The following is a 14225-nucleotide window of genomic DNA, read 5'->3' as shown; positions in this document are numbered from 1 at the left end:
ACTGTTTTATAACAGTTGCATATAAATTTTTTTATTGGGACAGCAAAATCGCTTTATATCAAGGGAGATTTCCCACAATTAAATTTTCTGATCCTGTTATAGAATACAAACTTGATCATGATCTTGCTGCATAGACGCGTGCTTTAAACTCTTTACGGCGGCGGTGTAAAATAGGCTCTGTGTATCCTGAAGGCTGATTTTTCCCTTCAAAAATCAGTTCACACGCTGCTTGAAAGGCGATGGATCGCTCGAAATTTTGTGCCATGGGAAGATACTGCGGATCGCTGGCATTTTGATGATCCACCACTTCAGCCATCCGCTTTAACGTCTCCATCATTTGTTCTTTTGAACACAAACCATGCTCCAGCCAGTTGGCAAGATGCTGACTTGAGATCCGCAGTGTTGCCCTGTCCTCCATTAAGCCGATATGATGAATATCCGGTACCTTTGAGCAGCCTGTTCCATGCTCCACCCATCTCACCACATATCCGAGTAACCCCTGGACATTATTATCGAGCTCCTGCTGAATATCTTCTGCTATGCAGCTTCCTTTTAAAAGAGGCAGCGTCAAGATTTCCTGCTTTCTGTCTTTCGTCTGCTGCAAAAGATCTTTTTGGATGTCTTTAACGTGCAGTTGGTGGTAGTGAAGCGCATGTAAAGTGGCAGCGGTTGGCGATGGAACCCACGCCGTATTGCCGCCTGCTTCAAGATGCGTGTGCTTTTGCTCCATCATTTCCTTCATTTGATCCGGCATCGCCCACATTCCCTTTCCGATTTGAGCACGCCCAGGCAAGGCACAGTTGAGTCCCGTATCCACATTTGATTTTTCATACCCCTGAAGCCAGTCAGTGCTTTTCATCTCATTTTTTCGCACCATTGCTCCTGCAAGCATCGAGGTATGGATTTCATCTCCAGTACGATCTAAAAATCCTGTATTTATAAATACAATTCTTTCCTTCACTTCAAAAATACAGTTTGCAAGATTGAGAGAAGTACGTCTTTCTTCATCCATGACCCCTATTTTTACGGTGTATCGTTTAAGTCCAAGAAGGTCTTCAACCTGATTAAAGCATTTATTGGCAAAGGCAGCCTCCTTTGAGCCGTGCATTTTCGGCTTTACAATATAAACAGAGCCGGCAGCTGAGTTTTTCATTCTTCCTTTACGAAGCAGATCATGTTTTGCCAGTAAACTTGTGACCACTGTATCGATGATGCCTTCAGGGACCTCTCTGCCTTCTTGATCAAGCACCATAGACGACGTCATTAAATGTCCTACATTCCGCACAAGCAGCAGCGAACGCCCAGGCAGAATCAGCTCACTGCCCATTGGCGAGAGGTAGCTTCGGTCCTCATTCAGGTTTCTCGTGACCTCATTTTCTCCTTTTTGAAACACAGAAGAAAGAGTTCCCTTCATTAGCCCGAGCCAATTCCGATACACCAGCACCTTATCCTCTGCGTCAACAGCCGCAACGGAATCCTCGCAATCCATAATAGTCGTAATCGCTGCCTCCATTACAATATCCTTTACACCTGCTGGATCCGTTTTTCCCACAGGGTGGGCTCTGTCCAATTGAATGTCGATGTAAAGATCATGATTCAGCAGTAAAACGGCGGACGGATTTTCCTTTTCCCCCTGCCAGCCTGCAAATTGCAGTTCATCTTTAAGATGTGTCGTTTCTTCTTTTACGCTGGCATGCAGTTTACCGTCCTTTATGAAATACTGTGTCACCTCTTTGTGCGAACCGCTTTGCAATGGGGCAATTTGATCAAGGAAGGTTTTGGCATACTCCACGACTTTCCGGCCTCTGACTGGGTTATAGGCGGTTCCCTTTTCAGCCCCCTCAGCTTCATCAATCACATTTGTTCCATACAGCGCATCGTATAAACTGCCCCATCGTGCATTTGCAGCATTGATGGCATAGCGGGCATTGTTAACCGGCACGACAAGCTGCGGACCTGCTTGTGAAGCGATTTCACGATCAACTTGCTCGGTTGTAATCGAGAACGGCTCTTTTTCGATTTCAATGTAGCCGATTTCCTTTAAAAATGCTTCATACTCCTCCCTTTTTTCCTTCCAGTCCAGCCGACGGTGCCACTCATTAATCTGCTCCTGCATTTTCGTTCTTTCTTCAAGCAGTCTTCTATTTTCCGGCGATAAATCATGAATAATTTTGCTGAACCCATGCCAGAATGCCTGACTGTCCACCTCTGATCCCGGCAGCGCTTCCTTTTCAATAAACGAATAAAATAAAGGGTCAATTTTCAACTTATCCATTTGAATCATCTTCTTCCTCCTTTTGTTATATAACAGTTATATTTAATATAATGTATTGTATAACAACTTAATGGTGAATGGAAATATTTTTTTAAAAATAGTTCTTCATTCTCGTAAAAAATTTAAATTTAAGGATAGTGAGTGAAAAGAATTTGTGTTAACTTAATATTATAATAGGTTTACAAAAAAGGGGGATCATATGGAGAATTATCGATTGAGGATGCTGATCAATTGCGGAATTTTTGCGGCCATAACAGCTATTTTAGCGCAGGTTGAAATTCCACTGCCGCTAATCCCTATCAGCGGTCAGACGCTGGCAGTAGGACTTGCTGCCACCATATTAGGCAGCCGCTATGGCGCCATTACAATGGTGGTATACATGCTGATTGGAATGGCAGGACTGCCGGTATTTGCAGGTTTCAGTGGAGGTGCTCACGTTATGGTGGGGCCGACGGCGGGCTATATTGTCGGATTTATTGCGGCGGCTTATGCAACAGGACTCATTTTAGAAAAAACTTCTTTCACACTGAAGATGGCAATTGTGGCAAATTTAGCAGGCATGGTGGTGACCCTTGCGTGTGGAACCATATGGCTCAAGATCTTATTTGACATGAACTGGACGGCTGCTTTAGCAGCAGGTGTGTACCCATTCCTGGCAGTGGGTGTTATTAAAGCTCTTTTAGCTGCATGGATTGGCATCACCGTACGCCAAAGACTTATGCAGGCTAAGCTGCTGCAGCCGGCAATATAAATTTTCCCAACCCAAAAAAGAGCGGCGACTCAATGGTCACCGCTCTCTTTTGAATGTAAAGTGAGGAGATTTAGTTGTGGAGGATTAAACAGCCTGAAGTTTAAAAAAGATAACGCATCACTGCTGCCAAGGCCTGTACTCACATATTGCTTAATCCCCTCATACTCCCACAGTCCGCTTACTCTATCTGATGGAGGCAAAATCCCACCATCGTCATACCAGGCTTCAGGTACGAACAAAGCACCTAAAAAAGGAAGACGAATTTGTCCGCCGTGATAATGACCGGCGAGTATCAAGCTGAAATCCCTGAAGTGCTTTTGGTCTTTCAAATATTCGATTTGTACATCAACGATCGGGTAATGACTTAACGCAATAATGGCTTCCTTATCTTCTAATCCAGCAAACCGTTTTATCTGCTCATTTTGATAGTTCACATAAGCGGGCTCACTTACAATGGTTCTTGTGACTCTTCCGTTCAACGGCTTAAAGTCTTCATCCGGTTTCATGACCGCTGTATCAAACTGGACAAAATGCAGGCTCTCCTGCCCTCTTTCGATTGAGTTTAGAGATTCAAGGAGCAGGACTCCCCGTTTTTCCATTTCGTTTATAAAGAGGCTTTTTTCAATCCTGCCGCCGTCATTAAGAATGTAGCTTTCCGGATCTGTATTGCCCGGCACATAGAAAGCGTGCTCTTTATTCTGAATTCCTTCCAGCAGCTCAAAAAAAGCAGTCCAATTTGTTTCCTCCGGGTCATCCATCATATCTCCAGTAAACAGGATAGCATCATACTCAATAGCATTGATTTTTTTAATCAGTCTTGATTGATTTTTTCCGAACGTTTTTTCATGAAGGTCACTGACCTGAAGAATACGAAATTGATTAAATTCACTTGAAAGCTCCGGCACTTGCACCCTTTGCTCTACAACAGTAATCCGGTTATTGTCCCAATAGATGAACCCTGCAAGTCCAACAATAAATAAAATAAAGAATGAGATACAGCCAGTCTTTTTTTTCACGTATCCTGCCTCTTTTAATTCGTTTTTAAGGAGCCACTTCCATTTGTCTTTTCAGCAGATGGCTGAACACTTTGCTTTTTTCCTGAGAAAGCTGGTTGAAGCCCCCCTGCTGGATCACTTTTCCGTCTTCAAGCACGACGACCTGATCAGAATTTCGAATGGTAGACAGACGATGGGCAATGACTAAAATCGTCATTTTCCCTTTTAACCGTTCAAGTGCTTCCTGAATACGGGCTTCACTTTCGCTGTCCAGTGCACTGGTGGCTTCATCGAGAACTAAAATAGATGGCTTTCGCAAAATCGCTCTCGCAATAACTAGACGCTGTCTTTCTCCCCCTGAAAGCTTAATCCCTCTGTCGCCAATCAAAGTATCTAACTCATTAGGCAATTTTTTAACAAACTGTTCGGCACAGGCAAAGGACAGGGCTTCCCAAAGATCTTCATCTGAAGCCTCAGGTTTTACAAGAAGCAAATTTTCTCTGATCGTTGTATTAAACAAAAATGGATCCTGCGGAACATATGAGATGGCTTGTCTTAGGGATAGGAGATTATCCTTTGTTAACTCCACTCCATCAATCAGCAGCTGACCCGATTCCGGTTTGTTTAGTCCCATAATTAAATCTATCAGTGTACTCTTTCCTGCCCCCGATCTCCCGACAAAGGCGGTCATCTTAAAGGAAGGCAGAACAAGATTTATATTTTCTAATGTGTTTTTCGGCTCTTGCTGGTTATACCTGAAAAACACATTGCGGCATTCAATTTGATGAGCAAATGAAATCGGCTCTGCATTGTGCTGGTGCAAGGCAAATTCCTGCGCACTCTTGCATTCATGCTGCAGCGCTTTCACAGCTTTAAAGGAAGGAAGGACGGTAGCAATTTGCTCAAGCGAAGCCTGAATTCCGGCAACACGTGGCCATAGCCGTGAAAAGATAATTACAATTAGCCCCAATTGAGCTGCCTGAGCGTTAAATAATTGGATTGACACATAAACAAAAATGGCAATTAAAACGGCTGATGCCATTTTATAATACAGCTGCGAGGTTGTTTTCAGTTTCAAGTATTCAATCTGTTCATTTTGCATTCCTTTTGTAATTCCTGTGTACCAATCCATCCGGGAATGTTCGAGTGTGTTGCTTTTAATATCTTTAATTCCATTCATCTGATCTGTAATTCCGCCAATATATTCCTTGGTTAATAGAAAATTTCTTTTCCCAAGAGCAAGTGACCGTTTTAAAAATCGGCGATTAAAATAAATGAGAACAAGTCCGCAAAGCATGACAAAAACCGTGATAGATGGGGCAAGGAGAAAAGCCAGTCCAACTTGAATGGCGGTTGTAATGATAGAAGACATAAACTGGAGCACAGAGTGTGTTCCGCCATTCGCTTTTGAGATTTCTGTCGTAAGAATATTGATAATGTCCGATTTTCTTTTTTGGATAAAAAAGCTCCAGTTTGAGAAGAGAAGATTCCGGTACGTTTCCATGCGTAAATGACGTAAAAATCCGTGCTGAATCGTTGCATTGCGAATTGTAACCGTCCGGTGCATTAAATTCTGCCCTGCAGCCAGCAGAACAAAAACACCAAGCACCAGAGGAAGTCCGATGGATGGAGGAATGTCGCGTAAAAAAGAAAATAGGCCGATTAATGGGATGCCTTCTGTATTGATATCAATTATGCCGCTTAGCGAAATCATTGGAATAAGCAGTAAAATTGCCGCTCCCTCCAGCAATCCAATGACAATCATCGCTGCAAGGTTTATATAAAGCACGTTTCCTGAATATGAATGGATCTGCTTTAAAAAAAAGAGAATATCCTTCATGTAAATCCTCCTAAGGCATTGCGTGTTTACCTCTTTTTCTCCATATGACTAACAGCGGACGAAGAGGAAAATAAAGAAAATGAAGCTGCTTCGGCAGTGGGAGTGTTTTAGCATCCTCTGCGTACGGGTGCAGCGTACTTAAAAAATACAAGCTTTTTTGATGAGGAGACATGAGCGTAAATAAATGCTTTTGATGATAGGTGGATACGTTTTCCGGAACTGGATCTGTATGCAGATTAATCATGGATTCCAAATAAAACATCGCATCCTGAGCAAGCTTCTGAGACCGCTGAGTTGAAGCCAGGCGTGCAGCAGCAGATGTACATTCAGCCTGTAACAGCTGCTGGGCCAATACGATGCTTTGTCCTGCTACATGTTCTATATAATTCTTCTTTAACACGCTCGAAAGAAGCTGCCAGTCCAGTTCCTGTTTCATTAGCTGTTTTATGTCCATCAACCAGCGCAGTCTGGACCAGCCGTGACGTGCCCCGTGTGACGCAAGAAACAAAAAGAGGTCTTCGTTCCCTAGCATATAAACAGATGAATGAGGCAGTTCTGACTTGACTCTGCGGCTCCAAAGCTCATGGAAACCCGGCTCTTTACCTGGACCGGGACTAAGTCGCCAGTGAACTTCAACTTTTGTTTTTTTGACAGGGTGAGAATAGGTGATATGGTGGTGGCGCCATCTCCAGTCATTCAGGACGGAATGAATATAGTCGTCTTTTTGATATCCCTCATATAACAGCAATTCCTCTGCTTTTTCAATATCCTTCATGGGAATGAGAATATCAAGATCATTAGAGGTGCGCAAAGACAGATCACCGTAGAGCTGGTGAGCCAGCACAGGTCCCTTCAGACAAAGAGTGGAAATGGATTTTTTGGAAAACAGCTGATGAATCTTTTCCATTTCAGCGCTCAAATACAGCATCTTCAGGGTATTTCGCTTAAACTCAGAATTGAGCACAGTCTTTACATGTTCAGGAATCTCGTTTGACTGACTAATTCTTGATAGTAGAGCTGGGTACACGCGGTGGTGGAAGGCCTGGGTTATAAATAGATTCCAATCTATTTTCTCAACTAAATCTTTATTGATTTGAATAGATCCAGGTTCTTGTTTGATTAAATCAAGCAAAAAGAGAACTTCATTTGATAGACTCGACTGGTTGAGTTTAAATGTCCGTTTCATTATTTATTCTCCCCATCTTTTCAGGAATCCGTTTGGCAAACTTCCCGACGACTGTGTATTTCTCCATTCCTTCAGAGCCTGTTATATAATAGGGGCCGCTTCTAAGCCATGCGTGCGCAGCGAGCTTACCGTGCTCATCTCTCCCTGTGCCCAAATACAGCGTGCTTTCAATCTTCCGCTTTTCAAGCATTCTCATTGCAGCGATCGCCTTTACCAGACACTGACTTTCCCAAAAAGTATACTTGCTCATTAAATTAACAGACTGTGAAACACTTGCCAGCACCCGTTTGTTAGCTGGTTCAGGCTCAAAAGACGTTTCTTCCATATGGTCACCAAGTGAAGGGGCAATCTCAGAAAATGGCTTTGTTTTAGCAATTCTGGCTTTAGCCAAATGAACATACGTTTCGAGAAGCATTCCTTTGATTTCTTTATTTAACGAGAAAAAAGCCTTAACTTTGTTCCTAAGACTTCCTCCCTTTTTAAATTCTTGCGTCCACGTATTCATTTCGCATTGGTAATGACAACTAGATTTTCTTTCCCTAACTGATCCAGAAAGCTCATGACCTGCTGATCACATTCCAAAGCATCCACCTCATACTCCTGAATCAGCTCCTCAATGAGAGAGGCTATAACCACAGGCTGTTCGATTTTTTCCCAGATCACTCCGCCAATGTCACCCAAATTATAATATTTCCCATTTTCAATACTCAGCATGACGATTTCTCCATCCATATTGCTGACTACATTTCCAGGCTGCTGCGCAACAATCTGTTCTTTACTCAACGCTTGTGTATCGTTCATACGTGAACCGACTCCTTTTGAATAGTGGATAGGATTAAATCTGCCAATTCATTCGCTGTAAACGACTGAACAGGTCTTTTAAGCTGATAAAGGGATAGCTGATTGAGCATTCTTGCCGAAAGAGTAAAATGCCATTCCACGAGCCCAAGCCGTTCGATAAAAGATTTACGATACGTGTGGGCGAATATTAGCTGGAAACGGTGAAGTTTATGAATAGGTTGAAGAGTAATGATGTCTTCGTCCGTTTTTACCAGCTCAATTACACCTGCCAGAGGCAATCTTTCATTTAAAAACTGATCAGTCACAGGAACAGCGAATTTCGTTTCCCGCTGAATAATGGGGCGCAGATGAGCTGAATCCATTCCAAATTGGTCCAGACTTTCAATCCATAGCTTTTGCTGCGGATAGGCAGGCGTTACCAGTGGAATTCCTTGTTCGGTTACGGTGACAGGAATCACATCGTCACTTAACAGCTTATACCCTCTGCGAAGAAAAGCCGCAGCAAGTGTTGACTTCCCAGCTCCTGAATCTCCAACAATCGCATAAACCTTCCCATCGATCGCCACTGCACTGCCATGAAGAGGCAGGATTTTACGCTGCATTAAAATCGATCCCATACATGTTCCGAGAAGATAGAGACATACTTGATCATGCTTGGAGTCATGAAAAGCATCTACATAAATATGGGATCCATTTTCAATCAGAAAAATGGCTGTATCTTCAATTTCAAACATGACAAAATCTTCTTTAATATAGAAATATTTTTGATCGGCGGGACGGTTCTCCCAACGAGACCTGAGTGACTTTCTGGCAATATATACATCTGTGTGAAGCATCGTTGCAGCAGGCAGTTCCTGGATCTCCACCTCACTTGAAATAGACAACCCAAACGCTTGATAACGATAAGCAGCGGTACACTCTTCCATAATGTGTCCTCCAGTATGCAAAGAATAAAATTACGGTCTTATAAGGAACAAAGAACTAGTTCCCCCGTAATACAAGGCCCCTGTACGATTTCCTACAGAGGCTATGTATATAAAATATAAGCTCAAATAAATTACCAGAACGTTATTAGCTGAAACCTACATCACCACGAGGTGTGCCTTGATCAAATGTTGCGTCCGTATGATCTCCTTCTGATCCAAGCATCGTCATTTGGACTGTCAGTAATTCAATTTCGGGTTTTTTCCATTCCTTTTTCATCGTTTCACCCCCTTTCAATTTAATGTTTTAAGAAAGCGGTAGAGAATCAGATTACGCATAATTATACGATAGTTTGGATCGAGTCCTGCTTTTACATCAGGGCCTTGCTGAAGTGTTTTAAAGGCTTGATGTAATGCACGTGGATTTATATATCGTGTATAGAATTGATCGTTAAGCATCTTTTCCGATTCTTCCATAATACCCTTCCAATGAGGAGCAGCACGATGAACCCAGTCAAGTCCCTGCGCACCTCTGACACGCTGATTCAGCCTTATGTCATCTGGCAGATGTCCTTTCATTGATCTTCTAATGAGTGCCCGGTCCATCCCTTTTTGAACGAATTGATCATCAGGAACGGATAAACAGAACCGAACAACACGAATGTCATTCGTTGGATCTCTTTTCCAAAGTCCATGCTTTATAGACAGCTTGGTAGAGAGAGTATTTCCACAATTCCATGGATAAAGGTCGTTGAGTAATTTTTTTCTTGATTGAGCCGGTGTTCCCGGCGGCAACCAGCCTGTTCTTGCAAACTGATGCATTTTCAGCTTCTCCTGAATATGCGTTCGTTCTGCAAATTCTTTACTGATGACTGAATGATTCACCGGATTATTACGTGTTTCCAGGTAAAAATTCATTTTTGGATAAGCAAGCCTCGAAATCAAGGGCAATAGACTTAATCTACTTCCCTGCATAATGGTACTGTATTGGTTAAGTTCCTTATAAAGGCGGGGCCATTGCAGCGTTCGTAAAAGCTGCCCATAAAAATCGAGCGCTGAACCCCAAGAAATGGTGAAATTGCCCTGGTCACCATTTAACAAAATCCCAATATCGTGCTTTGATGCTTCCTCAAACATTCCATGAAGCCAAAAGGAGTTTTCAAAGAACTTATACGGCAGTTCCATATCTTCCAACATCTCATCAATTATGGAAAAAGAATCCTTACCTTCGAAGTCTAGAAAATGATGTTTCTTCCCTCTAATGAAGGACAAAGTAGAATTGATGGAAGGACTTTCATTCGGCTGCAAATGTCCTTTCGTATAGTCCTCAAAATCTTTTGGAGGAATGTAGCTGAATGTATAAAGCTCTTTATTGGAATGCCGTAAGTTTTTTGCAGCTATACTCGCAACCGATCCGGAATCAAGTCCTCCGCTAAGCTGTGAACCGACGTTACGGTGAGTTCTTAGACGATCATTGACAGCTCTAGTAAACACTTCGGTAAAGGCTTCAATATATTCTCCATCTGATTTTAAATTCAATTTTTCGGTGCTATACAGACTGCCATATCGTTGAATGGACACTGCACCATTCTTAACTTCTATTGAATGCGAAGGGGGCACTTGCTTAATCGATTGATAAGGAGTGTCGATCGCGTCCAGTGAATCAATCATTCCCGTTATCGTCAGGTATTCGGCCAGCCAGTATTCATTTAATTTTTTTTCAATGAAAGGAAGCAAGAACATAGGTTTAATGAGTGTAGAAAATACTATATATGAGGGATTTTTCATATAATACAGAGTTCGATAACCGGATAAATCTCTTGCACCGAAAAGCTTTTGCTCCTTTTCATCCCATATCATGAAAGCGAAGTCTCCTATCAGATGCTTCGGACAATCATTCCCCCATTTGTCATACGCGAGGAGGATGAGCTCGCTGTCAGGCAATTCCTTCCGGTCATATTTCTTAACTCCAAGACTGTCAAAAAGCTCCTTACGATTATCCAAAATAGCATCTGCTGTAATGGTCAACTGCAAGTCATAATCATAATAAGGCTGCTTTTCTCCAATTGACTCAGGAGTAATCCACTGCGTATGGCATCCCATGAAAACATTATCTTTAATAATTACTTGCCGATCGTCAGAAGGAAAATGAGCCGTAGCCGCCATCATCGCTTTCCCATACTCAGGGTTGACCGGCTCGTGCCTGTCAAAATTAATTACTCCAGCAAACGCGCTCATAATAGAACTCCTCCAGACCATATCGTTCTTTTTAAAGAACGATGCGATTAAAAAAATAGACTTCATTAGTAGAATGATATTGCTAACCAATATCGTTCTTTATAAAGAACTTCACACTTTGATTTTACACGTGTATTGTAATAAATGTCAAGATTACTTTTCAATAATGCTCTGAACACTAGAAAAAATATTTTAACAAATTACTAAATTACTAACTTGCAGTCACTTTTATCTGTGTTTACCAGACAACCATTCTCAATTTTGAATACTATGTCACAATTTTCGATTGTACTTAGTCTATGAGCAATTATTATTAACGTTTTCTCACCTTTTAAACTATCTATTGCATTCATTATATCTTTCTCGGTCTCAGTATCTAAAGCCGACGTTGCCTCATCCATGAAGAGTATTTCGGGATTATGGTATAGTGCTCGGGCTATCCCGAGTCTCTGCCTTTGACCTCCTGAAAGTTTAATCCCTCTCTCTCCTACAGATGTATATATATTTTCCGGTAAAGAAGTAGCAAAACCCTTTAACTGCGCTTGTTCTAATGCTTTCCATACTCTAGTATCATCAATATCTTCAGCTTCAACTCCGAAAGCAATGTTACTTCTAATCGTGTCATCGGATAGAAAAATTGATTGAGGAATATAACCAATGCGACTTTGCCATAAAGGCAAATCTTCTGCTATTTTCTTGCCATCAATTAATAAAGATCCACTTTGGGGTTCTAATATCCCCAAAATAATATCGACTAATGTTGTCTTTCCGGCTCCTGAAGTTCCTACAAAAGCAACGGACTGTCCGATGGGAATTGTTAAGCTTACATTATTAATTGCCAAACTTTCCTGATTTGGATATCTAAAGGAAATTCCACTAAGTTCAATGGCATTTTCATAGTTTTTATTATTCGAAGCATTTAACTTACTGTTTTTGTCTTTTTCCTTGTTTTGTTTAACATACTCTTTGGTACTAACTAAATCGTCGTGAACGATATCTAGAGCAGGCTGACTGTAACGAATAGTTGCTAACATTGCAACAACTCTTGTTATGGAGGGCATCAGCCTGAAAGCAGCCATTGAGAACAGAGCCATAGTAGTAATAAATTCTGATGTATCTTGTCCTTGAAGAACGAAAATTAACATAGCCAATAGAACAATTGCAACTAACAAAGTCTCAATAAATAGCCTGGGAACATGTTCCAATAATTTTAAGTATCTTATTATACCAGAATTGATTTTACCGTTTTCAGTATAACTTTTTATGAAGAATTCTTCTTTACCTGATACTTTTACTTCTTTACTTGCTCCAAGTCCCTGGTTAACAGATTTTATCATTGCCCCGCCAATTCTTTGGTGTTCTGTTCCTAGGTTACCAAGTTTACCTTTCAATATTGCAAAAAAAACATACACGCTAATACCGAGGAGAATTGAAGCTGACAAAGTCGCCATTGGAGCTGTCCAAACTAATAGTCCTAATATACATAGTATTATCAATACCTCAGTAAATAGCTGAAACCCCGACATAATAATTCCTTGAAATAATTTGGGTACTTCCGCGTTTACATTTCTTAACAAATCGGCTGAATTACGCTGCATATGAAATGTGTAAGGTTGTTTCAAATAAGACCTGAAGAGTTGACTTGATAATTTAACCTGCTGATTTAATATTACTCGAGCTTGCGCATATTGGAAAATTAATAGATACACATTTTTGATTAGAAATACTGAAAGTAAAAAAAGGACTGAAAAGATGACAAACGTATTAAATGATTTGAAATTAAGGGCATCATAAATTGACCTCAATATGACTTGATCCTGGACGCTTTCCGGATTGGTGATGATCGTAACTAAAGGTATTATCAGTCCTATTCCAATGGTCTCTAATAAGGCGGCAAAGATCATCATTACAAACAAAATAAGGAATTTCTTCTTTTCTTTACTTGTAAAGAGAACTAACAGTTTTGAAAACATTTCTTTCAAATGACTCATCCCCTTAACCAATTTCTTTTAATTTGTTCTGCCGACTGTAATGCTTATAACGTTGAGTGGACCTTATCGCAAAACCTTGAGTAAAGGGAAGTTTAGCAAATAGCACAGAATACACTCCAATGTCTTTTGTATCTCCCTGCGAAAAATCGATGTCTCCATTTCTTCTAGTTACACTCTTTAGAAAATTCAAAGCTTTTTTACCCCGCTCTAAACAAACGTCTTCTAGTTCTGTAACTGAAGCTGCATTAATTAAGAACCAAGCCAATGTAGCAGTGGCAGAAGAATCTGACCGTGTTTCCGGACGTGTCACTGTCCAATTCCAGCTCCCATTCTCGTTTTGAAAATCAATAATAGTCTTTGCGTATTTCTCGACAAGTTGTGTAAGAGTCATTTTATGTGGATTACTAAAAGGCAACTCATTCCAAGAGTCAATTAACCCTATTGCAAACCAACCAAGCCCTCTACCCCACCCGTATAACCCCAAAGGAATTTCTTGGTTTATTTTATAAGCATGGCAGGGGATAAAATACTCTTTATGCATACCGTGTTTCTCATACATCATTAGCTGACTAATCGCCAGTTCAATACAATCATTTTTTTCATATTTAATTCCATAAGCAATTAAAAAAGGACATATAAAACCAATCGTGTCTACATATCTGTAGTCATTCATAGCTTTTCTATATCCTACCGTTCCATCTTTTCCAATATGAAGTTTAATGAGTTCCCATATGTGATCAAAAGCCGGTTTATACTTATCACTCTCAACAAAGTTTATTTTCATTATCGAATATGCAAGTATCGCACTGTCTATTTCTGTAGGCTTTTTCAACCATTGACCATTAGAATCGAAATGATTATTCAAATACTGTTTCACTTGTTCTTGTGCTTTTGTATCACTGGAATATTTAACTAATTCTAACAGCCCAAGCATTAAGCTGGCCTCCTGCCAGTATTGAATTGTGCGTTTTGAATAGTTTCCCCTAATCATATCTATTGCGACAAACCGAGTGTTATCTGTTAATTTTGCTTTCGGTGTATGATTGAGCCACCTGATCCCTCTGTTTGTAATCGCAGTGTTCCATGATTTAAGATCATCGTACCTGCCAATATGAATTCTTCCCAGCCAGTCACTAATTATAGGCAGTAGATCAATAATTAGAATTACTGCAACAATGAATAGTATACTGAGAGCCACTATTTGGATCAACATCTAATCCCACCT

12 protein-coding genes are annotated in these 14225 nt (G+C 40.8%); 1 reads left to right on the top strand and 11 read right to left on the bottom strand.

Annotated elements, in window-relative coordinates; all coding sequences use genetic code 11:
• Positions 1-115: 115 nt before the first annotated feature.
• Complete coding sequence (locus ACQCT8_RS08100) at positions 116-2284, bottom strand: malate synthase G (RefSeq protein ID WP_426870055.1); 2169 nt, start codon at positions 2282-2284, stop codon at positions 116-118.
• A 190-nt stretch (positions 2285-2474) separates the two neighbouring features.
• Between ACQCT8_RS08100 and ACQCT8_RS08095 the strand changes: the two genes are divergently transcribed.
• Positions 2475-3026, top strand: coding sequence for a biotin transporter BioY (locus ACQCT8_RS08095; protein WP_426870054.1), 552 nt, complete (start codon positions 2475-2477; stop codon positions 3024-3026).
• Between the two features lie 29 nt (positions 3027-3055).
• On the opposite strand, the gene ACQCT8_RS08090 is transcribed toward ACQCT8_RS08095, so the two are convergent.
• The 10 genes from ACQCT8_RS08090 to ACQCT8_RS08045 form a co-directional block, all read right to left on the bottom strand.
• On the bottom strand, positions 3056-4042 hold the full coding sequence (locus ACQCT8_RS08090; RefSeq protein WP_426870053.1) for a metallophosphoesterase: 987 nt from the start codon (positions 4040-4042) through the stop codon (positions 3056-3058).
• Between the two features lie 25 nt (positions 4043-4067).
• Positions 4068-5861 (bottom strand): ABC transporter ATP-binding protein, encoded by a 1794-nt coding sequence (locus ACQCT8_RS08085; RefSeq protein WP_426870052.1) that lies wholly within the window; start codon positions 5859-5861, stop codon positions 4068-4070.
• A 10-nt stretch (positions 5862-5871) separates the two neighbouring features.
• Positions 5872-7047 (bottom strand): nucleotidyltransferase domain-containing protein, encoded by a 1176-nt coding sequence (locus ACQCT8_RS08080; protein ID WP_426870051.1) that lies wholly within the window; start codon positions 7045-7047, stop codon positions 5872-5874.
• The gene (locus ACQCT8_RS08075) at positions 7031-7462 is read right to left on the bottom strand and encodes a lasso peptide biosynthesis B2 protein (protein WP_426870050.1); all 432 of its coding nucleotides are present in this window, start codon (positions 7460-7462) and stop codon (positions 7031-7033) included. Before ACQCT8_RS08075 ends, ACQCT8_RS08080 begins: the two co-directional genes overlap by 17 nt.
• Positions 7463-7548: 86 nt before the next feature.
• The gene (locus ACQCT8_RS08070) at positions 7549-7848 is read right to left on the bottom strand and encodes a lasso peptide biosynthesis PqqD family chaperone (RefSeq protein ID WP_426870049.1); all 300 of its coding nucleotides are present in this window, start codon (positions 7846-7848) and stop codon (positions 7549-7551) included.
• Positions 7845-8774: an HPr kinase/phosphorylase gene (locus tag ACQCT8_RS08065; protein ID WP_426870048.1), complete on the bottom strand. Its 930-nt coding sequence runs from the start codon at positions 8772-8774 to the stop codon at positions 7845-7847. The genes ACQCT8_RS08070 and ACQCT8_RS08065 overlap by 4 nt, the downstream gene beginning before the upstream one ends.
• Before the next feature lie 145 nt (positions 8775-8919).
• Positions 8920-9051 (bottom strand): paeninodin family lasso peptide, encoded by a 132-nt coding sequence (locus ACQCT8_RS08060; RefSeq protein ID WP_426870047.1) that lies wholly within the window; start codon positions 9049-9051, stop codon positions 8920-8922.
• A gap of 14 nt (positions 9052-9065) precedes the next feature.
• Positions 9066-11009, bottom strand: coding sequence for an asparagine synthase-related protein (locus ACQCT8_RS08055; protein WP_426870046.1), 1944 nt, complete (start codon positions 11007-11009; stop codon positions 9066-9068).
• Positions 11010-11212: 203 nt separating this feature from the next.
• Positions 11213-12982, bottom strand: coding sequence for an ABC transporter ATP-binding protein (locus tag ACQCT8_RS08050; protein WP_426870309.1), 1770 nt, complete (start codon positions 12980-12982; stop codon positions 11213-11215).
• Between the two features lie 22 nt (positions 12983-13004).
• The gene (locus tag ACQCT8_RS08045) at positions 13005-14213 is read right to left on the bottom strand and encodes a glycoside hydrolase family 88 protein (protein WP_426870045.1); all 1209 of its coding nucleotides are present in this window, start codon (positions 14211-14213) and stop codon (positions 13005-13007) included.
• Positions 14214-14225: the final 12 nt, after the last annotated feature.

Origin of the sequence: Jeotgalibacillus proteolyticus (assembly GCF_050107735.1) — a bacterium.
GTDB classification, from domain to species: Bacteria; Bacillota; Bacilli; order Bacillales; family Jeotgalibacillaceae; genus Jeotgalibacillus; species Jeotgalibacillus proteolyticus_A.
This window is presented reverse-complemented; position numbering and strand designations above follow the sequence as displayed.

Coding starts and splice junctions, on each gene's coding strand:
- ACQCT8_RS08045 (WP_426870045.1), bottom strand. CDS start 14,213: ATGTTGATCCAAATAGTGGCTCTCAGTATACTATTCATTGTTGCAGTA.
- ACQCT8_RS08075 (WP_426870050.1), bottom strand. CDS start 7,462: ATGCTTCTCGAAACGTATGTTCATTTGGCTAAAGCCAGAATTGCTAAA.
- ACQCT8_RS08085 (WP_426870052.1), bottom strand. CDS start 5,861: ATGAAGGATATTCTCTTTTTTTTAAAGCAGATCCATTCATATTCAGGA.
- ACQCT8_RS08065 (WP_426870048.1), bottom strand. CDS start 8,774: ATGGAAGAGTGTACCGCTGCTTATCGTTATCAAGCGTTTGGGTTGTCT.
- ACQCT8_RS08050 (WP_426870309.1), bottom strand. CDS start 12,982: ATGTTTTCAAAACTGTTAGTTCTCTTTACAAGTAAAGAAAAGAAGAAA.
- ACQCT8_RS08080 (WP_426870051.1), bottom strand. CDS start 7,047: ATGAAACGGACATTTAAACTCAACCAGTCGAGTCTATCAAATGAAGTT.
- ACQCT8_RS08100 (WP_426870055.1), bottom strand. CDS start 2,284: ATGATTCAAATGGATAAGTTGAAAATTGACCCTTTATTTTATTCGTTT.
- ACQCT8_RS08055 (WP_426870046.1), bottom strand. CDS start 11,009: ATGAGCGCGTTTGCTGGAGTAATTAATTTTGACAGGCACGAGCCGGTC.
- ACQCT8_RS08095 (WP_426870054.1), top strand. CDS start 2,475: ATGGAGAATTATCGATTGAGGATGCTGATCAATTGCGGAATTTTTGCG.
- ACQCT8_RS08070 (WP_426870049.1), bottom strand. CDS start 7,848: ATGAACGATACACAAGCGTTGAGTAAAGAACAGATTGTTGCGCAGCAG.
- ACQCT8_RS08060 (WP_426870047.1), bottom strand. CDS start 9,051: ATGAAAAAGGAATGGAAAAAACCCGAAATTGAATTACTGACAGTCCAA.